At 66.3% G+C, this 18,739-nt stretch carries 21 protein-coding genes; 5 read left to right on the forward strand and 16 right to left on the reverse strand.

Annotation, left to right across the window (positions count from 1 at the left end):
• Positions 1 to 113: 113 nt before the first annotated feature.
• The 7 genes from BMZ69_RS21640 to BMZ69_RS21670 all read right to left on the reverse strand — a co-directional run bounded on the left by BMZ69_RS21640 (position 114) and on the right by BMZ69_RS21670 (position 7,640).
• Complete coding sequence (locus BMZ69_RS21640) at positions 114 to 2,186, reverse strand: M3 family metallopeptidase (protein ID WP_092160895.1); 2,073 nt, start codon at positions 2,184 to 2,186, stop codon at positions 114 to 116.
• 171 nt (positions 2,187 to 2,357) lie between these two features.
• A complete protein-coding gene (locus BMZ69_RS21645) occupies positions 2,358 to 3,089 on the reverse strand; it encodes an NUDIX hydrolase (protein ID WP_244543468.1) in 732 nt (243 codons plus the stop codon).
• Positions 3,086 to 3,985 carry a PhzF family phenazine biosynthesis protein gene (locus BMZ69_RS21650; protein ID WP_092160668.1) on the reverse strand — a complete coding sequence of 300 codons (900 nt, stop codon included), beginning with the start codon at positions 3,983 to 3,985 and terminating at the stop codon, positions 3,086 to 3,088. Before BMZ69_RS21650 ends, BMZ69_RS21645 begins: the two co-directional genes overlap by 4 nt.
• Entirely contained in the window at positions 3,982 to 5,103 is a 1,122-nt protein-coding gene (locus tag BMZ69_RS21655; RefSeq protein ID WP_092160670.1) for an endonuclease/exonuclease/phosphatase family protein, read from the reverse strand. The genes BMZ69_RS21650 and BMZ69_RS21655 overlap by 4 nt, the downstream gene beginning before the upstream one ends.
• Positions 5,104 to 5,108: 5 nt before the next feature.
• On the reverse strand, positions 5,109 to 5,957 hold the full coding sequence (gene pdxY / locus BMZ69_RS21660) for a pyridoxal kinase PdxY (protein WP_092160672.1): 849 nt from the start codon (positions 5,955 to 5,957) through the stop codon (positions 5,109 to 5,111).
• 99 nt (positions 5,958 to 6,056) lie between these two features.
• The gene (locus BMZ69_RS21665; RefSeq protein WP_092160673.1) at positions 6,057 to 6,473 is read right to left on the reverse strand and encodes a nuclear transport factor 2 family protein; all 417 of its coding nucleotides are present in this window, start codon (positions 6,471 to 6,473) and stop codon (positions 6,057 to 6,059) included.
• Positions 6,474 to 6,614: 141 nt separating this feature from the next.
• On the reverse strand, positions 6,615 to 7,640 hold the full coding sequence (locus BMZ69_RS21670; protein ID WP_092160674.1) for an ABC transporter substrate-binding protein: 1,026 nt from the start codon (positions 7,638 to 7,640) through the stop codon (positions 6,615 to 6,617).
• A gap of 194 nt (positions 7,641 to 7,834) precedes the next feature.
• Between BMZ69_RS21670 and BMZ69_RS21675 the strand changes: the two genes are divergently transcribed.
• Entirely contained in the window at positions 7,835 to 8,398 is a 564-nt protein-coding gene (locus BMZ69_RS21675) for a hypothetical protein (RefSeq protein ID WP_139219140.1), read from the forward strand.
• Between the two features lie 89 nt (positions 8,399 to 8,487).
• Here BMZ69_RS21675 and BMZ69_RS21680 read toward each other — a convergent pair whose 3' ends face one another.
• Positions 8,488 to 9,855, reverse strand: coding sequence for a DUF3592 domain-containing protein (locus BMZ69_RS21680; protein ID WP_092160676.1), 1,368 nt, complete (start codon positions 9,853 to 9,855; stop codon positions 8,488 to 8,490).
• A gap of 98 nt (positions 9,856 to 9,953) precedes the next feature.
• Positions 9,954 to 10,922 carry a carbon-nitrogen hydrolase family protein gene (locus BMZ69_RS21685; RefSeq protein ID WP_092160677.1) on the reverse strand — a complete coding sequence of 323 codons (969 nt, stop codon included), beginning with the start codon at positions 10,920 to 10,922 and terminating at the stop codon, positions 9,954 to 9,956.
• 93 nt (positions 10,923 to 11,015) lie between these two features.
• Between BMZ69_RS21685 and BMZ69_RS21690 the strand changes: the two genes are divergently transcribed.
• Positions 11,016 to 11,927, forward strand: coding sequence for a LysR family transcriptional regulator (locus BMZ69_RS21690; RefSeq protein ID WP_092160678.1), 912 nt, complete (start codon positions 11,016 to 11,018; stop codon positions 11,925 to 11,927).
• Between the two features lie 11 nt (positions 11,928 to 11,938).
• Here the strand turns inward: BMZ69_RS21690 and BMZ69_RS21695 are convergent, their stop codons facing one another.
• The gene (locus tag BMZ69_RS21695; protein WP_092160679.1) at positions 11,939 to 12,730 is read right to left on the reverse strand and encodes an ABC transporter permease; all 792 of its coding nucleotides are present in this window, start codon (positions 12,728 to 12,730) and stop codon (positions 11,939 to 11,941) included.
• The gene (locus tag BMZ69_RS21700; protein ID WP_092160680.1) at positions 12,727 to 13,596 is read right to left on the reverse strand and encodes an ABC transporter ATP-binding protein; all 870 of its coding nucleotides are present in this window, start codon (positions 13,594 to 13,596) and stop codon (positions 12,727 to 12,729) included. Before BMZ69_RS21700 ends, BMZ69_RS21695 begins: the two co-directional genes overlap by 4 nt.
• A 202-nt stretch (positions 13,597 to 13,798) precedes the next feature.
• On the opposite strand from BMZ69_RS21700, the gene BMZ69_RS21705 reads away from it, so the two are divergent.
• Together BMZ69_RS21705 and BMZ69_RS21710 are read left to right on the forward strand one after the other, a co-directional pair.
• Entirely contained in the window at positions 13,799 to 14,335 is a 537-nt protein-coding gene (locus tag BMZ69_RS21705) for a DedA family protein (protein ID WP_210188068.1), read from the forward strand.
• Positions 14,336 to 14,543: 208 nt separating this feature from the next.
• Entirely contained in the window at positions 14,544 to 14,906 is a 363-nt protein-coding gene (locus tag BMZ69_RS21710; protein ID WP_092160683.1) for a ComEA family DNA-binding protein, read from the forward strand.
• Positions 14,907 to 14,994: 88 nt separating this feature from the next.
• On the opposite strand, the gene BMZ69_RS21715 is transcribed toward BMZ69_RS21710, so the two are convergent.
• The 5 genes from BMZ69_RS21715 to BMZ69_RS21735 all read right to left on the reverse strand — a co-directional run bounded on the left by BMZ69_RS21715 (position 14,995) and on the right by BMZ69_RS21735 (position 18,183).
• Positions 14,995 to 15,375, reverse strand: coding sequence for a DUF1127 domain-containing protein (locus BMZ69_RS21715; RefSeq protein ID WP_092160685.1), 381 nt, complete (start codon positions 15,373 to 15,375; stop codon positions 14,995 to 14,997).
• A gap of 376 nt (positions 15,376 to 15,751) precedes the next feature.
• Positions 15,752 to 15,982 (reverse strand): hypothetical protein, encoded by a 231-nt coding sequence (locus BMZ69_RS21720; RefSeq protein WP_139219142.1) that lies wholly within the window; start codon positions 15,980 to 15,982, stop codon positions 15,752 to 15,754.
• A gap of 26 nt (positions 15,983 to 16,008) precedes the next feature.
• On the reverse strand, positions 16,009 to 16,194 hold the full coding sequence (locus tag BMZ69_RS21725) for a hypothetical protein (RefSeq protein ID WP_139219144.1): 186 nt from the start codon (positions 16,192 to 16,194) through the stop codon (positions 16,009 to 16,011).
• A 284-nt stretch (positions 16,195 to 16,478) separates the two neighbouring features.
• Positions 16,479 to 17,498, reverse strand: a complete 1,020-nt coding sequence (gene ilvC / locus BMZ69_RS21730) for a ketol-acid reductoisomerase (protein WP_092160688.1) — start codon at positions 17,496 to 17,498, stop codon at positions 16,479 to 16,481.
• A gap of 34 nt (positions 17,499 to 17,532) precedes the next feature.
• Positions 17,533 to 18,183 (reverse strand): TetR/AcrR family transcriptional regulator, encoded by a 651-nt coding sequence (locus BMZ69_RS21735; protein WP_092160690.1) that lies wholly within the window; start codon positions 18,181 to 18,183, stop codon positions 17,533 to 17,535.
• A gap of 237 nt (positions 18,184 to 18,420) precedes the next feature.
• On the opposite strand from BMZ69_RS21735, the gene BMZ69_RS21740 reads away from it, so the two are divergent.
• Positions 18,421 to 18,699 carry a CopG family ribbon-helix-helix protein gene (locus BMZ69_RS21740; RefSeq protein WP_092160691.1) on the forward strand — a complete coding sequence of 93 codons (279 nt, stop codon included), beginning with the start codon at positions 18,421 to 18,423 and terminating at the stop codon, positions 18,697 to 18,699.
• Positions 18,700 to 18,739 lie beyond the last annotated feature (40 nt).

Raw genomic sequence — 18,739 nt, forward strand, 5'->3', positions numbered from 1 at the left:
GGCCGACTGCGAGCCCTCCAAGCCAGCCGCTGAAGACCGCCCACCAAACCAGCACCCCAAACAATCGGCCTCAGCCGCGTTTCGCAGAGGAATCCCCGAGGGGAGAAGGAAGCTCAGGCCGCCAGCCCCCGCTTCTCCAGCAGCGCATCCGGCGTCGGCAGGCGGCCGCGGAACAGCGTATAGGCCTCGGCCGGATCGCGCGTGTCGCCGGCCGAATAGATGTAGCGCTTGAGCTTGCCGGCGACCTCCGGGGCGAAGACGTCGCCCGCCTCGATGAAGGCGTTGAAGGCGTCGGCGTCCATCACCTCCGACCAGAGATAGCTGTAATAGCCGGCCGAATAGCCGTCGCCCGAGAAGACATGCGAGAAATGCGGCGTGCGATGGCGCATGGTTATCTCGCTGGGCATGCCGATCCGCGCCAGCTCCTTCGCCTCGAAGGCGAGCGGATCGACCTCAGCCGGCGCCTCCAGCGAGTGGAAGGCGAGATCGACCAGCGCCGATGAGGTATATTCCACCGTGGCGAAGCCCTGGTTGAAGGTCTGCGCCCGCTTGATCTTCTCGATCAGCGCATCGGGGATCGGCTCGCCGGTCTCGGCATGCAGGCAGAAGCGCTGCATAACCTCCTTCGTCAGGAACCAGTGCTCGTAGAGCTGCGAAGGCAGTTCGACGAAGTCGCGCGAGACCGAGGTGCCGGCGAGCGAGCCGTAATGCACGTCCGAGAGCAGGCCGTGCAGGGCGTGGCCGAACTCATGGAAGAGCGTGCGGGCGTCGTCGATCGAGAGCAGCGCCGGCTTGCTCTCGGCCGGCTTGGCGAAGTTGCAGACGTTGACGATGATCGGCCGGACCTCGCCGTCGAAATTGCGCTGGCCGCGATAGGCGCTCATCCAGGCGCCCGAGCGCTTCGAGGCGCGGGCGAAATAATCGCCGAGGAAGAGGCCGATGTGCCGGCCGGTGGCGGTCTCGCTCACCTCGAAGACACGCACGTCGGGATGGTAGCCCAGAAGCTCCGGCCGCTCGGTGAAGCTCAGCCCGAAGAGCTTGCCCGCCGTATCGAAGGCGGCGGCGATGATCCTGTCGAGCTGGAGATAGGGCTTCAGCACGGCCTCATCGAGCGCATAGGTCTTCTGCCGCACCTTCTCGGCATAGAAGCGCCAGTCGGACGGGCGGATCGGGGCGTTCTCGCCCTCGCTCTGGGCGAGCGCAGCGAGGTCCGCCGCTTCCTGCCCGGCGCGGGCGCGGGCCGGCTTCCAGACCAGTTCGAGCAGGTTGCGGACATTCTCCGGCGTCTTCGCCATCGAATCGTCGAGCTTGAAATGGGCGAAGGTGGCAAAGCCCAGCAGCTTGGCCTTCTCGGCGCGCAGGCTCACCATCTCGGCGACGATGGCGCGGTTGTCGGTCTCGCCGCCATTCTCGCCGCGCTTGCTCCAGGCGGTGAAGGCCTGCTCGCGCAGCTCGCGCCTTGTCGAGAAGGTCAGGAAGGGCTCGATGATCGAGCGCGCCAGCGTCACCGCGTGCTTGCCCTCCTGGCCGCGATCGGCCGCAGCGCGCGCCATCGCCGCGACGACGAAGGGTGGCAGGCCGTCGAGATCGGCCTCGTCCTCGATGATCAGCGCATAGCTCGCCTCGTCCTTGAGCAGGTTCTGGCCGAAGCTGGTGCCGAGGCCCGCCAGCCGCTCGTTGATCGCGGCGAGCCTCACCTTGGCCTCGCCCTCGAGCCTGGCGCCCGAGCGGATGAAGCCGCGATGCGTCCGCTCCAGCAAGCGAAGCTGCTCCTCGCTCAGCCCGAGGCTCTCGCGCGCCTCGAACACCGCATCGACGCGGGCGAAGAGCTCGTGATCCATCATGATCGCCGACCAGTGCCGCGACATTGCCGGCGACATCTCGCGCTCGATCGCCTGCAGCGCCTCGTTGGTGTCGGCCCCGGCGAGATTGTAGAACACGCCGCCGAGCCGGCTCATGCCGCGCGCCGAGCGCTCCAGCGCCTCGATCGTGTTGGCGAAGCTCGGAGCTGCTTTCTCGGCCTTGATCGCCTCGACCTCGGCCCGGTGCTGCTCCAGCGCCGCCGGATAAGCCTGCTTGATGTGCTCTGGCGTGATCTCAGCGAACGGCGGCAGGCCGAACGGCGTCTCCCAGGCGCGCCCGAACGGGTTGCCTTCAGGCAGGGGAAGGACTTCGGACGCGATCATGGGCTGGCCTTTCAGCATTGCTGCATCGATCAAATAGAGTGGTCGTCCCGGGCGGAGCGAAGCGAAGACCCGGGACCCATTCCTGAACCTCTCTTGGAAAGGCTCAGGAATGGGTCCCGGATCGGCGCGGCTTCGCCGCTTGTCCGGGACGACCGAGATCCAGGAGACGGATTACTCACCACCGAAGATATGGGTGAGATAGGGCATCATGAAGGGCGGCATGTCATAAGCCGCGCAATCGGCGAGATTGCGGACGATCACGATGTCGGACAACTCCGGCTCGTCCTGCTGCGCGATCCGCGCCAGCATCAATGCGCGGGCCTCTTCAGCCGGCAGGCCGACCCCGACCGGGCGCATGAAGGCGACGCGGCCGGGCACGATCACCGCCGTCCAGCGCTCCTCGACGGCAATCTCGTTCAGCGTCAGCCCGGTCTCCTCGCAGAGCTCGCGAGTGACGCTGCCGGCGAGGTCGAGCGTACCGTCCGGGCGCGCATCCTCCCGGTCGGGCGTGCCGGCGGCGAAATAGACCTTGCCGGGATTGGCGGTGTGGTCGCCCATGCGGCCGAGCAGGAAGGCGCCGTCAGCAGCCCGCAGCGCCGCCATGGCGAAGCCGTTGCGGATCGCCGGCTGCGGCAAGGAACTCTGAACGCCGAAATCGCGCCAGGCCAGAAAGGCGGCGTAATCGGCCTCGAAATAGCCGGCATGGAACACGCCGTCCTCGATCGCAGCGCGGTGCTGCAGCATGACGCGGCCGTTGAACATCGCCGGCTTGCCGGCGCTGATCGCAGCCCAATGCGCCGCGATCTCGTCAGCACGCTCGCGGGCGAAACCCCAGTCGAAAGTCTCGACCCGCGCCTCGACGCGATCGAGCGCGACGATCTCGCCATCGACGACGCCAGTCACAGCAGCACGCCCTCGCTCATCACCACCGCGGCGCCGCCGATCGTCGCAGAGGCGAGCGCGCCGCCCGCCACCGTCAGCGTCAGCTCGATCTGCGAGGGCCGGCCCATCTCGTAGCCCTGCTCGATGACGAAGCGATGCGTGCCATCGCCCGGCCGGTCGAACGCCATGATCGCGCCGGCGAAGGCGGCGACAGCCGAGCCGGTCGCCGGATCCTCGGTCACGCCGGCCTCCGGCCAGAACATCCGGGCATGATAGTGATGCCCTGCTTCCTCGGTTTCGCGGCAATAGACGAAGGCGTTACCGTTCGGTGCAGCCGCCATGACCTGCGCAAAGGTCCCGGCGACGCGCGCCTTTGCGATCGCCTCGCGGCCGGAAGCCGGCACCATCGTATAGGCGACACCGGCCGAAAAGGCGCTGGGGCGATGATCCTCGAAACCGAGATCGGCGGCCTCCAGCCCTAGCGCCTCCGCCAGCGCGACATCAGCGATAGGCTGCGCGATCTGCTCCGGCAGTTTCGGCAAGGTGAAGGTGGCACGGGCGCTGCGCGCATTGCCGAGCGCGATCACGCAGGGCACCAGCCCGACCTTCTCCTCCAGAACGAGCCGGTCCGCCGCCTGTCCCTCGGCGGCATCACGCAGCGCCAGCAGCACAGCGGTCCCGACCGTGGGATGGCCGGCGAAAGGCAGTTCCTGCCCGGGCGTGAAGATGCGGATCGCGGCGCGATGGGCCGGATTGGCCGGCGGCGCGACGAAGACGGTCTCGGACAGGTTGAACTCGCGCGCGATCGCCTGCATCGCCGCGCTGTCGAGCCCGTCGCTGTCGAGCACGATGGCGAGCGGATTGCCGGCATGCGGCCTGGTCGTGAACACGTCGAGCGTGACGAAGCGGCGGCTCATGCGGTCTCCTTCGGGATCGTCAGCTCGATCGTCAGCGGGCAATGGTCGGAGGCTTTCGGCCGGTCCCAGCCGACGCGCGGATAGCGGTCGCAGGTCAAAGCGAGCTTGGCCATCGACCGGTCGGCCTCGCGCGGGTCGAGCGGCACGCGATAGGGCAGCCCGCGCCGGATCATCTGCATCGCCGGGTTCGGATTGGCCGCGGCCAGCGCCGGCGAGAGCAGGATATGGTCGAGCGGCATATGGCTGTCGACCAGGCTCTGGCGCTCCTCCGACCAGTAGCGCCGAAAGTGAGTCCAGCGCTCATGCGGCGGCAGGCTCTCCATCGGATCGACGGCGAAATCATCCAGCAGCGGCTCGATGCCGCTGTCGCCCTCGTCGACAGGCGCGGCCAGCGGGCCGAGCCCGATGCGGTAGCCGTTGAGATCGCCGAGGATCGCCCAGTTCGCCTCGCGCCAGCCCGGCCCGAACCAGTCCTTGATGATCGTCTTCACCGCCAGCGCCTCGGCCCGGCGGATCGGCAAGGTCGCCTGCCTGCCATCATCGCGGCCATTGTTCATCGACTTGAAATGGCAGCCGAACAGGGCAAGCCGCCGGTCGCCGAAATCGAGCTCGACCGCCAGGCAATCGCGGGCGAAGACCTTGTCGCGCGGATTGATGCCGAAGGCGGCGATCTCGGGCGAGAACGTCTGCGCATCGGCAAAGCTCATGCCCTTATGGGAGCGCACCGTGACCTGCGGCGGCTTCACCAGATCGCGCCGCGCGGCGAAGCCGATGTCGATATTGCGCCGGTCATTGCCGTCGAGCAGCGTGAAATGGCCGTAGCGATGGTCGGCGATGCGGTGGACGTAATTGGCGAAGAAGGCCTGCAGGCTCGCCAGCGAGTCGACCTCCTGCAGCATCCAGAGATCGGCATTGGCCTCGGCGATAGCGAGCGCCGTCATCTGGCGCTTGTCGTCCTCGAGCGCGACGGCGAGCGAGCGCTCGACCGCGTCGCGCTCGTCGGCGCGCGGGAAATGGAACAGCGACATCGCCGCCGCCGTCTCGGTCCGCCCGCCGGGCTCGAAACGATGACGCGTCAGCAGGTTCTCGACATTGAAGGTGCCGAGGCGCAGCTTCATGCGCGTCAGACCGCTTCGGCTGCGAAGAGCTGCGAGGGCGTCACGAACTCGTCCTGCGCCGCCACGGTCAGGATCTCGCGCGAGCCCGCTTCCTTGGTCCGCTTCAGCAGCCCGTAGATCGAGGACGCCGCCTTGCCGAGCGCGCTCGCGGCTGAACCGTCGCGCAGGTAATGCACGAAGAACAGCGCCGCGATCGCATCGCCGGCACCATTGATGTTTATGTCGATCTTAGGCGTGCGCACGCGATAGGTGCCCTGCCCGTCCGCCGCCATCAGGTCGATCGAATCGCCAGGGGTCTCGTTGGTGATCAGCGAGGTCACCAGCACGACCCTCGGCCCGGCATCGCGCAGCGCCTCGACGGCGCGGTGTGCGTCGGCCAGCGTCCTGACCTCGACATCGGTGAGCAATTCCAGCTCGAACTGGTTCGGCGTGACGATGTCGGCCGCCGGCACCGCCTGCTCGCGCATGAATTCGGGGATGCCCGGCCGCACGAAGACGCCGCGGCCGACATCGCCGATCACCGGATCGCAGCAATACATCGCCTTGGGATTGGCCTCGCGCACCTTGGCCACCGCCGAGAGGATGGCGTGGCCGATATCGGCCGAGCCCATATAGCCGGAGAGCACGCCGTCGCATCTGGGAAGCACGCCGCGCTCGCCGATGCCCGCCATCAGCTCGTCGATGGTGGCGCCGTCGAAGACCTGCCCCTTCCAGGCGCCGTAGCCGGTATGGTTCGAGAACTGCACCGTGTGGATCGGCCAGACCTCGACGCCGAGGCGCTGCATCGGGAACACGGCCGAGGCATTGCCGACATGGCCATAGGCGACATGGGACTGGATCGAGAGGATGTTCATGAGCGGTAGGCCAGCCTTCGACGATATGAGGCGGCGAACCTAGCGGCTACGGCGTCGCAGGCAAATCGAAAGCGGTGATGACTGCGATGAAGAATCAGCTCAGTTCGCCGCCGCGGCGGTGATGCGCGCCACCCCCGCAGTGTCCGTGAACTGCGCCAGGCTGCGTACCTTGCCGTCCTCGAAGCTGAGCAAGTCGAGCGTCTGGAAGGTTTCGGTGCGGCCGGTCGGCACGAAGGTGACATCGGCGCGCCAGTGATAGGCGGCCCGATCGCCCTCGACCACGATATCGAGCGTCTCGAAATTCGAGAAGGTGAAGGCGCTGATGAACTCGGCCATCTGACCGCGCACCGCCACACAACCTTCCAGCGGCCGGCAAATCGCCTCGCGCTCCGCGGCTCCCATCAGCTGGAACCGGCAATCGGGATGGAAATAGTCTATCAACGCGTCGAGATCGCCTTTGACGCGCGCTGCATAGGCCTTCTCGATCAAGTCCTTGATGTCGGAGCGCTCAGCCATCTGACCTCTCCTAGCGTCAACCGGCGCAGCTTCGCGCCATAGCGGCTGCGAGTCCAGCAGGCAGTTCGGTTACGCTCGCATGGCAAGGGCGCCACTTTGCAGCGGCGCCCTTTTCCTTCGCAGCCTCCAGCCTGAGCCGGATTACGACCCCGCCGCCGCCTTCTTCGCAAACGAGTCGATGAAGGTCTTGCTCAGGTCGACATTCGAGTTGGTCAGCTCGGGGTCGAGCAGCTTGAGCGAGTCGTACATGCTCTTCATCGCGTCGGCGGTCGGGATGCCGGTGCGCGAATAGCTCTCCTGCGAGTTCTTCACCGCGGTCAGGTAGAGCGGCTTGTCGCCGAGATGGTATTCCGGCGGCACGAGGTCGGCGACATCCTGCGGCTTGGCCGTCTCCAGCCATTTCAGCGACTTCATCAGCGCGTTGACGAGCTTCTGCGTCGTCACCGGATTCTTCTCGGCGAAGTCGTTCTTGAGATAGAGCACCGCCGCCGGGTTCGAGCCGCCGAACAGCGCCTTGGTGCCGGCCTCCGTGCGGGTGTCGATCAGCGAGACGACATCGCCGTCCGATTCCAGCTTCGAGGTGACGGGGTCGAGGTGCGAGATCAGGTCGACCTGCTTCTGCTTGATCGCAGCGACCGCGCTGGCGCCAGCGCCGACGCCGATGATCGGGGCGTCGGTCGCCTTGAGGCCCGCCTTGACCATGGCGTATTGCGCCGTCAGCGCCGTCGAGGAACCGGGCGCGGTGACGCCGATCTTCAGGCCCTTGAAGTCGGCCGCCGACTTCACCTTGTCGGCGAGGTCCTTGCGCACCGCGATGGTGATCGCCGGGAAGCGCCCGAGCTCGATCACGGCGCGGATGTCCTGGCCCTTGGCCTGCATGCGGATGGTGTGCTCATAGGCGCCGGTGACGACGTCGACCGAGCCGCCGACGAGCGCCTGCAGCGACTTGGCGCCACCGCCGAAATCGTTGATCTCGACGTCGAGCCCCTGATCCTTGAAGAAGCCCTTCTTCTCCGCGACGGTCAGCGGGAGATAATAGAGCAGCTGCTTGCCACCGACGCCGAGCGTCAGCTTGGGCTTCTCGGCATTCTGGGCAATGGCCGGCGAAAGGCCCAAGGCCGTGGTGACAGCGAGCGCGGCAAGCGCTGCGCGGCGGGTGAGAAACATCGATTTTCCTCCGGTTGAACGATGACGCGCTTCGAAAAGGGCGCGATTTCGCAACGAAGATAGGCGCATTGCCGCGAGCGGGGCAAGCGCGGGCATGTCGCGGCGCAGCCCACCAGGCCCCGCCCGATCGCCACGGAAGCGACGGAAAAGATTCAGCGCTTGTTAAAGGCGGCCTTTCACACTGACTGGATGCGGTGACTTCCGACGACGGCTTTCGACCAGAACGGACGAAACAGGAGACGGTCATGGTGGACGCAGTAGCGGCCCGGACTGCGCCTTTCCCCCTTGACCTCCCACACGGCGCGCACTCGGCAAGCGTGCCCGCTCCGGACAGGACGAGCTCTTCGCCTGCCGCTGCGACGTCGCCAACGCCTGATCGCGACGACGCCGTCATCCTCGACCTCTCCGACCAGGCCCGCGCCGCCCTAGCCCAGGGCAGCGCGACTTCGCAGACGCCCGGGGCCGGCGTCGATGACGCGGCCGAGCCGAGCTGGGTCGAAAAGCGCGTCAAGCTGATGACGGAGTACACCGCGCTTCAGCAGGAGCTCGTCTGGCTCAGCGACCGCACGATGGCCCATGCGCTCGACGAGATGTTTCAGGGAGCCGCCGCCCCGCAGGGCGAGAGCAGCGCCGCGGATCAGCGGGAGCAGTTCGATCGCGACATGCAGCGGCGCGAGGAGCTGATGCCGCGCTATGCCGAGCTGATACGGATGCTCGGCGCCGCGCCGGGCCAGGATAGCGCGGACGGATCGCGCTAGAGCATTTTCGAGCGAAGTGGACACCGGTTCGTGCGAAGAAAATGCAATAAAACAAGGACCTAGAGCAATCGAAGAATTGCTGGAGTGCTCTAGCGGAAGATTCGGCTCGCATAGAGCGCGATGGCGAAGCAGGCGAGCGCGACGCCGAGCAGGATCCAGTTCGTTCCCGTCGGGTTTTCCAGAGCCGCGTTGGATGGGTCCTGCGGATCGTAATGCACCTCGACCGCCGCGCCGGCCGGATAGCGATCGACGATGCCCTGCGCGAGGCTCTCCGAGCCCGAGACTTCGAGGCCGAGCTTGACCTGCCGGCTGTGCAGGCGGTTGCCTTCGACCGTGTAGGCGAATTCGACGACGGGAAGATAGGTCGTGCGCGCCTTGCCGTTCTCGGTCGAGCGGCGTTGCTCGACGGTGCTGGAGACGACCTCCCCCGGTGTGATCGGCCAGGCATTGGCGCGGGCGAGATAACGCTTGTGCCCGACGAAGAACAGCAGCGCCGCGGCGCCGAACAGGCCGGCGAACAGCATCACCGGGACATCGGCATCCGGCATCCGCAGCTTGAGAGCGTCGGCCCCTTCGGTACCCACCCAATAGAGCCCCCAGACGAGCAGGACGACCACGAGCAGCGCGAGGCCGCAGCCCTTGAGGGCGCCCTTGGGCGCCTCGCGCTCCAGCACGCAGTCGCTGGGATCGGCCGGATCGTAGTAGACGGTCACGCTCGCACCGGCCGGATAGCGCGCCAATGCCACCTGCGCATGTTTGCCGCTGATGTCGCCGAGGCTGACGCGCGTGCCCTGATGCGTCACTCCGCCGACCGAGAAGGAATAGGTCACGGCGGGAACATTGACGACGGTGCCGATCTCGTTGCCTTCAGGCGGGCGCCGCACCCCCATCTGCGAGCGGATGATGCGCCCCGGCGCCTGCGCCCAGCTGCTGGCGCGGCGGACCTTGAGGCCGGCATTGAGGATCATCGCGGCGACCATCACCACCATCGGCAGTGCGATCAGCGCGATACTGCCCATGGTCGTTCCGGCCAAAGGCAATTTCTCCACCCAGCTCTCAGGCAACACCTCCGCGATCACGAAGATCAGCGCAAGCGAGGCGACGACGGCGATCACAGCCCAGGTCGGCGGCTCGCCTCTCGCCTCGGCCGCCTTCGCCGGAGAGACCTTGGGCTGCCAGGCCAGCCTGCCGCGCCAGCTCCTGTCGCCGCCGAGATAGGCGAGGAGTATCCGCTTCAGCGTCGCGGCATCGACCGTCTCGGCAGCGTCGAAGCGGGCCTTGCCCGAATGATAGGCCAGCCGGAACCGGCCCTTTTGCTCCAGCTCTGCTTCGACATAGCCATCGTCATCGGAGAGGGTGATGAACCAACCCGGATCATCGCCGCGCTGATCGATGGCGCGGGTGATGTCATCCCGCGTCGGATCGGCCGTGATGCGATCGCAGACATCGAGCTCCATGATCGCCCCCCGATGATGGACGGGCGAGCATGGCGCTGATCTGCGCACGGAATCAAGCGCAGCTTACGTTAGGTCGCCAAGACGCCCTGCCCACGCCGTCAGGGCATCGCCTGGCTCAGGAACGAGGCGACGCCCTGACGCTGCCGGTTGACGACGAGGTGGGTCACATCCGGGCGGGCATAGTGCCCGGCCTGGTCGAAATTCTGCCTTTCGCGCCGGATCTCGCGATGGTCGAGCGCCGCGACCAGAAGCTCCTCGCGTCCGGTCACAGGCTCGATCAGCCAGTTGCCGTCCGGCCCGGCGATGCCGGAACCGCCATCCGCCAGCATGTCGGGGCAGCTCGCCAGCATGGCTGCGGCAGGGCTGCCGGCCGGCACATCCTGCCGGCGCATCAGCCCCGATACCGCCAGCACATAGCTGCGCCCCTCGCGCGCCAGGAAGCGGGTGGTGCCTTCCGTGTTGCGAAGGTTCCCCGGCCAGAGCGCCACATGCAGGTTCTCGCCTTGCGCGTACAGAGCCGCCCGTGAGAGCGGCATCCAGTTTTCGAAGCAGTTCAGCCCACCGACGGTGAAGGAGCCGACGCGGTGCACCTGCAGGCCGTGCCCGTCTCCTGGCGCCCAGCTCAGCCGCTCTTCATAGGTCGGCATCAGCTTGCGGTGGACCGAGGCGATCTTTCCGTCCGCGCCGATGTGCACGCGGGAGCAGTAGACGCTGTGCCCGCCGCGATCGGCCGGGCGCTCGATGATCCCGAGCATCACGGCGATGCCACCTCGCGCCGCTGCGGCGCAAACCGCATCGAGATGGCCCGCCTCCACTTGCACCGCCTGGTCGAGATAATGAGCGTGGATCTCCTTCTGGAGCGGCGATTCGAAGCGCGCACCGTCGGTATGCTCGATCCAGAAGGGATAGCCCGGCACCAGCGCCTCCCCGAAGGCGACGAAGCCACAGCCGGCCTGCGCGGCGCGCTCGATCCAGGCAACGACCTTCGCGAGCGTGGCGTCGCGCTCGAGCCATATCGGGGCGATCTGGGCGAGGCCCACGGTCAGGCTGTCTGCAGCGTTGGTCATCGTCTCCCGATCCCGGTCTTGAGTGAGTTGCGGGGGCCGGGGTAAGGCTGGGCAACCAATCAGTCCAATTAATCGTCACGATGGCAGTAGATCATGCCAGCTAATGTCACTCTCGTGCAGTTGCGCTGCTTTGCCGGCGTCGTCGAGCATGGCGGCTTCACCATGGCGGCGGACCGCCTCTGTCTCACCCAATCGGCGGTGAGCCAGGCAGTCGCCGCGCTGGAAAGAGCCCTGAACACGCCCCTGCTTCTGCGCGGGCGCGACGGGCTGACGCTGACGGTTGCCGGCGAAGCCGCTTTGGTCGAGGCGCGGGCTGCGCTCGCTGCCGTCGCGCGCCTGAGCATCTGCGGTGGGCTTGCCGGCAGGTTGAGCGGCACCTTGCGGATCGGCGTGGTGCAGAGCGCGGGCGTCCGGCTGCTTCCGGGCTGGTTGCGCCGCCTGCGCGCCGAGCACCCCGGCATCGCGGTGACCTTGTACGAGGGGACCGATCCGGAGGTGACCGCCTGGATACAGGCCGGCGTCGTCGAGATCGGCATCACCAGCCGCACCCATCCGGAGCTGGCGGCGCGGCCGGTCTTCTCCGACGACTATCTCGTTGTCGTCCCTTGCGACCACGCCTTCGCGTCGCGTGCTTCGGTGTCGCTGAAGGCCCTGGACGGACAGCGCATGCTGGTCTCGGGCGGCGGCTGCGAGACCCTGATCCAGGAGTTGCTGGCCGCAGCGTCCAGCCATCCCGAGATCGCCTGTCTCGTTCGCGACAACACGACCCTGCTCAGCATGGTGCGCGAAGGGCTCGGCCTGACGATCATGCCAGAGCTCGCGCTCGACGACGGCAGCGGCATCGCCGCGCTCCGTCTCAGCCCAAATCTGCGCCGCACCCTGTACGCGGTCAGCCTGCCGGCCGAGACGCTACGCCCCGTCGTCACCGCTTTCCTGGCGTTGATCGAAAGCCATCCGGTCCCATGGCGGGCGGCCGAAGGCCGAAAGGCAGCGCTTGTCGGCTGAAGGCATCCTGCTCAGGTCGTGGTGGTCGAGCTCTGGCCCGGCCGCCAGACCAGAAGCCGGTTCTCGACCAGCGTCACGATCGAATCGATCAGGATCACGAAGATCGCCAGGATGAGCATGCCCGAGAACACGCCGGTGACGTCGAAGACGCTCTCGGCCTCGTGGATCTTGTAGCCGAGCCCGGCCGAGGACCCGAGATATTCGCCGACCACCGCGCCGACCAGCGCGAAACCGACCGAGGTGTGCAGGGACGAGAACATCCAGGTCAGCGCCGACGGCCAGTAGACATGGCGGAAGAGCTGGCGCTCGTTCATCCCCAGCATGCGGGCATTGGCGAGCACAGTCGGCGAGACCTCGCGCACGCCCTGGTAGACGTTGAAGAAGACGATGAAGAACACCAGGGTGAAGCCGAGCGCCACCTTAGACCAGATGCCGAGGCCGAACCAGAGCGCGAAGATCGGCGCCAGCACGACGCGCGGCAGGGCGTTCGCCGCCTTGATATAGGGATCGAACACCGCCGCCAGCAGTTCGTTCCGGGCGAAGGCGAAGCCGAAGAAGATGCCGGCGGCCGAGCCGATGACGAAGGCGAGCACGGTCTCGGTCAGGGTGATGCCGAGATGGTAATAGATATCGGTGCCGGTGAGCTGCTTCCAGGTCCGCGCCAGCACGTCGGCCGGCGTCGAGAAGAAGAACTGCGTCGTCTTGATGTCTCCGAACAGGCTGGTCGTCGTGACGACGTGCCAGATCGCCAGGAAGACGATCATGACGAGAATCTGGAGCGAGAGGAGCTTGATGCGGCTCATGACGCGGCTCCCTCGACCAGTTCCTTGCCCTCGCCCATGGCATAGGCCTTCTGCACCTCGATCCGGAGCGAGGCCCAGATGTCGCGATGGATCTCATGGAAGGCCTTCTCCAGCCTGATCTCGGCGATGTCGCGCGGCCGTGCCAGCGGCACATGATAGTCGGCGACGATGCCGGCAGCCGGGCCCGCCGTCATCACCACCACCCGGTCGGAGAGCGCGATCGCCTCCTCGAGATCGTGCGTGACGAAGATCAGGGCCTTGCGGTCCCGGCTCCAGAGGTCGAGCAGGAGATTGCCCATGATCTGCCGGGTCTGCGCGTCGAGCGGCCCAAAGGGCTCGTCCATCAAGAGGATCTCGGGATCGCGGATCAGCATCTGCGCGAGGGCCACGCGTTTGCGCTGGCCGCCAGAGAGCATGTGCGGATAGCGCTCGACGAAGGCGCGCAGGCCGACGCGCCCGAGCCAGTCGCGCGCCCGCTTGTCGGCCTCGGCATCGGAGACGCCCATCGGCTCCAGCGCGACCTTGACGTTGTCGAGCGCCGTCTTCCACGGCATCAGCGCGTCCTGCTGGAAGAGATAGCCGGCGCGGCGGTTCAGCCCCGAGAGCGGCTGGCCGAAGATCGCGACCTTGCCGGCCGACGGCGTCAGCAAACCGGCCGCAGCGTTGAGCAGGGTCGACTTGCCGCAGCCGGTCGGCCCGACCACCGAGACGAACTCGCCCGGCGCGACCGCAAGGTCGATGCCCTTCACCGCCTGGTAGCGGCTTCCGCCCTTGAGATGGAAGGTGATGTCGATGCCGGCGAGCCTGACCGCCGGCTGTTCTGCTGCCGCGCCCTTATCGCCGGGCGGGCTGACCTTGGACTCCATGGATATCCCGTCCCCTGCCGTCGCTAGTCTTCCGACGCGCGCGGCTTATTTCCGTTCGCCGCGACACTAGGCGATCGGATCGCGAAGGCAACCCGCCCGCAGCATCCCGTCCCGGCAGACTGCTGACTGCTAGCGAAAAGTCGACGCTTCTGCTCTATCGCTCCCGCTAGCGTTCGCTCGCGATCAGGAGAATCACCGGCCCATGCCCCCGCTTGAGCAATGGATGCACGAGCTCGTCGCGTTCATGCGCGTCAACCAGTACTGGGCCGCGCCGATCGTCTTCCTCATTGCCTTCGCCGAATGCGTCGCGATCCTGTCCTGGCTGGTGCCGGCGACGGTATTCTTCACGGCCTTCGGTGCGATCGCCGGCGCCTCAGGCCTCAACCTCGTGCCGCTCTCGCTCGCCGCGGCGCTCGGCGCCGCCTCCGGCTTCTGGATCTCGTATTGGGCCGGCCTGATTCTCGGCCCGCGCGTCGGCGATCACTGGCCATTGCGCAATAACCCGGCCCTGCTCCAGCGTGGCCATGACTTCTTCGAAAAATGGGGCGTGCTCGGCATTGCCATCGGCCACTTCTTCGGGCCGATCCGGGCGGTGATCGCGCTCGTCGCCGGCATCGTGAAGATGCCGTTCTGGCCCTTCCAGGTCGCGAACTTCGCGGCGTCCTTCGCCTGGGGCTTCGGCCTGATCTACGGCGCCGGGCGCTTCTCGGAATACATGATGCAGTTCACCGGCAAATAAGGCCCCGCCAATCGCGGCGAAAACCCGGCGAAGAGCATAACGCCAGCTGAACGCTCACCTCAGATCGCGTTCAGCCGCGCAGGCCGAAAGTCCGGTCATCGCGTCGAGACCGGGTGTCCCGGTTCGCAACCGGCGCGGCGGCACGGACGGCCCGGCATCCGCGCAGCTCAGCTTCCCCCCGGGCAGGACTTAAACAGGAGTCCACGCCATGACGATGTCCCGTTTCGCTATCGGCCTCGCCGCGCTCGCTCTCGCGGCCGGCCCGGCCCTCGCACAGACCGCGACCCAGCCGACGACACCGGCCAAGCCGGCCGCACCCGTGACCACCCCTGCTGCGCCCGCTGCCAAGCCCGCAGCACCCGCCGCGACCCAGGCCCAGGCCAAGAAGGTCAACATCAACACCGCCAGCGCCGCCGAGCTCGAGCAGCTCAAGGGCATCGGCGAAGCGCGCTCCAAGAAGATCATCGAGGAGCGCGCCAAGGCGAAGTTCAAGAATTTTGACGATCTGGTGAAGCGCAGCGTGCTGCCCTCCAATGTCGAGGCCGAGATCAAGGATCACGTCACCTTCTGATCCCGCTCCCAACAGACGAGCCGGCCGCTTCCGCGGCCGGCGCTTTTTGTGTCAGCTGTGTCAGCAGTTGAGCCTGCTCGCAGGCCAGTCATTCGGCCGCCCGCAGGAATATCACCCGGCCGCTTGTGGCGCTGTCGGCCCCTTGAGCGTTCCGTTCCGGTGGGGTCGATGCCCCTGCGCCAAAACCGCGTAGGACCTCGTCGACGCTTTCGCCGCCCGCCAGACCCCGCCGTTCCTCGGCGCGCAGCGAGATGATGCCGGTCGGGTCGCCGAAGAAGGGCGCGGCCGTCGCATCGCGCAGATCGCTGTCGCGCAAGCCGAGATCGCGCAGATCGCGCTCGCTCATCTCAGACAAGGTGCGATAATCGCGGCGCGACTGCAGCCAGTGGTCGATCGCGCCGAGAAGCCGGCCGAGCGTGTCGAACACTGCGAGCACAGGCTTGGCCGATCCGATGATGAAGCTGATCATGACCTGTCTCCGTCGTTGTGAGACGGAACAGGACACCCTTCGCCTGACAGCTGCTGTCAGAAGCTCCGGGGCTCGGTGACAGCTTCTGTCAGTGGCGAGCGAGCAGCCAGACGCAGTGGCCGATTTCCAAGCGAAAGCCGGTTCCGATCGGAGTTCGACCGGAACCGGCTCTCGAAACTGCGCGCTACAGCAGGCCGAGAACGACCATGATCAGCAGCGCGAACGAGGCGCCCAGCGCCAGATGCGCGACCTTGAACTGAAACCACTGGGACGCAGGCATCGATCGGATCGGTGTCATCATCGCCTCCATCTGTTCAGCTTGAATCAGCTTCGTCGGAAAATGTCTGTCGTCGGGATATGCCCGGCCGTGCTCAGCTCAGTAGGCCAACATTTCGGCAAGCCCCCAGCCGACAATCGCCAGCGCCAGTCCGGCGACTAGGACGATCAGCACAGGCCGGTCAAGAAAGCCCTGCCTTGCCTCCACCGGGGTCTCGACCGCCGGGTCGGCATCGGAATGGACATCCGCCCGCATCGGCGGGATCGGCTCGCCACCCTTCTCCGGAATGCGCGCCTCGCGCGTCCTGACGTCGTCTTGAACGCTCTGCATGACGGCCTCCATTCGGCTTCGGACCATCAGCCCCCGACGGCGCGCAGGAGCGCGCTCGCCAGCAGCGTGACGGCGAGAAATCCACCCAGCAACAAGACGGAGAGCTGGTCGTTCCATGATGCCGGCTTGGCGACATCGGCCAGCCCGTGACGGGCATGGCGCTGATGCAGCCGCTCGATCGCCCTGCGTTTCAGTTCCTCCTGGCCGGTCATCGCACGCTCCTGCATGTATTGACTGGAGCATCAACGCCTGCCGCCGAGTGCGGTTCCAGAGGCGGGTCTTTTCAACGCAAAACGGGCGCCCCTGCGAACGCCCGTTCCATTTATTCTCAAGCGGTTGCGCGCGTTTCCGGAATCAACCTCGCACGCCGTTGAATCGGCGTGCGACGTCCGGCACCCGCCTCAGTTCTTGGTCTTGTCGACCAGGGCCTTCGCCTTGATCCCAAAGGCCCGGCGGCAGCCGAGCCGTCGCAAAACAAGGAGCCGTGGATCAACCCTCAGTTCTTGCTCTTGTCGACCAGGGCCTTCGCCTTGATCCACGGCATCATGTCGCGCAGCTTGGCGCCGACTTCCTCGATCGGATGGGCGGCGTAGCGGGCGCGGGTCGCCTTGAACGAGGTTTGGTTGACCTTGTTCTCCAGCATCCAGTCGCGGGTGAACTTGCCCGACTGGATGTCGCTGAGCACGCGCTTCATCTCGGCCTTGGTCTCGGAGGTGATGATGCGCGGGCCGGTGACATACTCGCCATACTCGGCCGTATTCGAGATCGAGTAGTTCATGTTGGCGATGCCGCCCTCATAGATGAGGTCGACGATCAGCTTCACCTCGTGCAGGCACTCGAAATAGGCCATCTCGGGGGCGTAGCCGGCCTCGGTCAGCGTCTCGTAGCCAGCCTTGATCAGCTCGACCAGGCCGCCGCAGAGCACGACCTGCTCGCCGAACAGGTCGGTCTCGCACTCTTCCTTGAAGGTGGTCTCGATGATGCCGGCGCGGCCGCCGCCATTGGCCGAGGCGTAGGAGAGGCCGAGGTCATGGGCGTTGCCGGTCGCGTCCTGATGGATCGCGATCAGGGTCGGCACGCCGCCGCCGCGCTGATACTCGGAGCGGACGGTGTGGCCCGGGCCCTTCGGCGCGACCATCAGCACGTCGAGGTCCTTGCGCGGCTCGATCAGGTTGAAATGGACGTTGAGGCCGTGCGCGAACAGAAGGGCGGCGCCCTCCTTCATGTTGGCGTGCAGCTCGTCGCGATAGATGTCGCCCTGCAGCTCGTCGGGGGTCAGCATCATCATGATGTCGGAGACCTTGGCGGCCTCGGACGGGGTCATGACCTTGAAGCCGGCCTCTTCGGCCTTCTTGCGGGTGGCCGAGCCGGCCTTCAGCGCGATGATGACGTCCTTGACGCCGGAATCGCGCAGGTTGAGCGCATGGGCATGGCCCTGGCTGCCGTAGCCGACGATGCAGACCTTCTTGCCCTTGATCAGGTTGATGTCGGCGTCGCGATCGTAATAAACGCGCATTGGATGCGTCCTTCCTTGGGTTGATCTCTTGGCTTCAGGCTTTCGGTGCGGTGTTCGGCCGCCCGTGAAGATTGAGGAACTGGTCGGTGGCCCGGGCTGCGTCGCGCTGGATCTCGGCCTTGCCGGCGACGAGCGCGTCGCCCAGCAGCAGCCTGATCTGGACGTCGCGGCCGACCAGACCGAAAAAGGTCCGGAACGCCGTCTCGGCATCGTCGAAATCGAGCAGCCCCGCGGCGCGACCGGCTTCCAGAACCGGCTTCAAGCGCTCGCCAATGGCGAAACGCCCGTTAGCCAGCACGATGCCGCCGAGATTGCTCTTTCCCGAGGCAGCATGGCCGATCGCGGCGCGATTGAGCGCGATCGAGGTCTGGCTCGTGATCACGCTCAGCCAGTTCTCGGCGAAATCCCGCAGGCTCTTGCGCAGCGTCGCCGCATCGAGCGCCTGACGATCATAGTTGTCGGCTCGGACCTTCGAGGCCTGCCACTGCACGGTCGCGGTCAACAGGCCGTCGCGGTCGCCGAACCATTTGTACAGCGTCTCCTTCGAGCAGCTCGCCCGCCGCGCCACTGCGGTCATGGTGAGCTGGTCGCCCTGCTCCACCATCAGCGCGAGCACAGCGTCGAGCACGGCCTGCTGCCGCTCGCTCAGCGCTTCGCCTTGGCTATGGGTCGCAATGTCGCTCATCGATCCGGAGAGTACCGTACGTTACGGTTCTGGCATCTACCGCACGGCTTGCCGGGGCGCAAGGGTGTGCTGGAGAAATTTCATCGCATCTATGGCGCCGCCAGGGCACCTATATCTGGCGGTCTGGATTTTCGCGCGGACTTTGCACGCCTCGACCGTTGGCGGGCTGCGATAGACGGCAAGCCGGAATTTGGCTACGGTAGCGTGAGGTAATACCTCTTATTGGAGTGCAGGCACATGGCGGCAGTCACTTCGATCAAACTCGACGATGAGCTGAAAGGCCGCGTGCAGAACTTGGCCGCAGCGCGTCGCCGTACCTCGCATTGGATCATGCGCGAGGCGATCGCGCAGTATGTCGAGCGCGAGGAGAAGCGAGAAGCCCTGCGCCAGGACACCCTCAAGGCTTGGGAGGACTTCCAGGCGACCGGACTACATGCAACCGCCGAAGAGGTCGAGACATGGCTGTCGAGCTGGGGAACTGACAACGAGTTGCCTGCGCCCGAATGCCACGAGTAATTTTCGCCCCGGCCGCGATCCGCGACCTCGAACGGCTCCG

It is taken from the genome of Allobosea sp. CRIB-10 (genome assembly GCF_900112185.1).
In the GTDB taxonomy this organism is placed as follows: Bacteria; Pseudomonadota; Alphaproteobacteria; order Rhizobiales; family Beijerinckiaceae; genus Allobosea.

Excerpts from the sequence above, each read along its gene's own strand:
- BMZ69_RS21640 (WP_092160895.1), bottom strand. The coding sequence starts at position 2,186 with ATGATCGCGTCCGAAGTCCTTCCCCTGCCTGAAGGCAACCCGTTCGGG.
- BMZ69_RS21650 (WP_092160668.1), bottom strand. The coding sequence starts at position 3,985 with ATGAGCCGCCGCTTCGTCACGCTCGACGTGTTCACGACCAGGCCGCAT.
- BMZ69_RS21655 (WP_092160670.1), bottom strand. The coding sequence starts at position 5,103 with ATGAAGCTGCGCCTCGGCACCTTCAATGTCGAGAACCTGCTGACGCGT.
- pdxY (WP_092160672.1), bottom strand. The coding sequence starts at position 5,957 with ATGAACATCCTCTCGATCCAGTCCCATGTCGCCTATGGCCATGTCGGC.
- BMZ69_RS21665 (WP_092160673.1), bottom strand. The coding sequence starts at position 6,473 with ATGGCTGAGCGCTCCGACATCAAGGACTTGATCGAGAAGGCCTATGCA.
- BMZ69_RS21670 (WP_092160674.1), bottom strand. The coding sequence starts at position 7,640 with ATGTTTCTCACCCGCCGCGCAGCGCTTGCCGCGCTCGCTGTCACCACG.
- BMZ69_RS21680 (WP_092160676.1), bottom strand. The coding sequence starts at position 9,855 with ATGGAGCTCGATGTCTGCGATCGCATCACGGCCGATCCGACGCGGGAT.
- BMZ69_RS21685 (WP_092160677.1), bottom strand. The coding sequence starts at position 10,922 with ATGACCAACGCTGCAGACAGCCTGACCGTGGGCCTCGCCCAGATCGCC.
- BMZ69_RS21690 (WP_092160678.1), top strand. The coding sequence starts at position 11,016 with ATGCCAGCTAATGTCACTCTCGTGCAGTTGCGCTGCTTTGCCGGCGTC.
- BMZ69_RS21695 (WP_092160679.1), bottom strand. The coding sequence starts at position 12,730 with ATGAGCCGCATCAAGCTCCTCTCGCTCCAGATTCTCGTCATGATCGTC.
- BMZ69_RS21700 (WP_092160680.1), bottom strand. The coding sequence starts at position 13,596 with ATGGAGTCCAAGGTCAGCCCGCCCGGCGATAAGGGCGCGGCAGCAGAA.
- BMZ69_RS21705 (WP_210188068.1), top strand. The coding sequence starts at position 13,799 with ATGCCCCCGCTTGAGCAATGGATGCACGAGCTCGTCGCGTTCATGCGC.
- BMZ69_RS21710 (WP_092160683.1), top strand. The coding sequence starts at position 14,544 with ATGACGATGTCCCGTTTCGCTATCGGCCTCGCCGCGCTCGCTCTCGCG.
- BMZ69_RS21715 (WP_092160685.1), bottom strand. The coding sequence starts at position 15,375 with ATGATCAGCTTCATCATCGGATCGGCCAAGCCTGTGCTCGCAGTGTTC.
- BMZ69_RS21720 (WP_139219142.1), bottom strand. The coding sequence starts at position 15,982 with ATGCAGAGCGTTCAAGACGACGTCAGGACGCGCGAGGCGCGCATTCCG.
- BMZ69_RS21725 (WP_139219144.1), bottom strand. The coding sequence starts at position 16,194 with ATGACCGGCCAGGAGGAACTGAAACGCAGGGCGATCGAGCGGCTGCAT.
- ilvC (WP_092160688.1), bottom strand. The coding sequence starts at position 17,498 with ATGCGCGTTTATTACGATCGCGACGCCGACATCAACCTGATCAAGGGC.
- BMZ69_RS21735 (WP_092160690.1), bottom strand. The coding sequence starts at position 18,183 with ATGAGCGACATTGCGACCCATAGCCAAGGCGAAGCGCTGAGCGAGCGG.
- BMZ69_RS21740 (WP_092160691.1), top strand. The coding sequence starts at position 18,421 with ATGGCGGCAGTCACTTCGATCAAACTCGACGATGAGCTGAAAGGCCGC.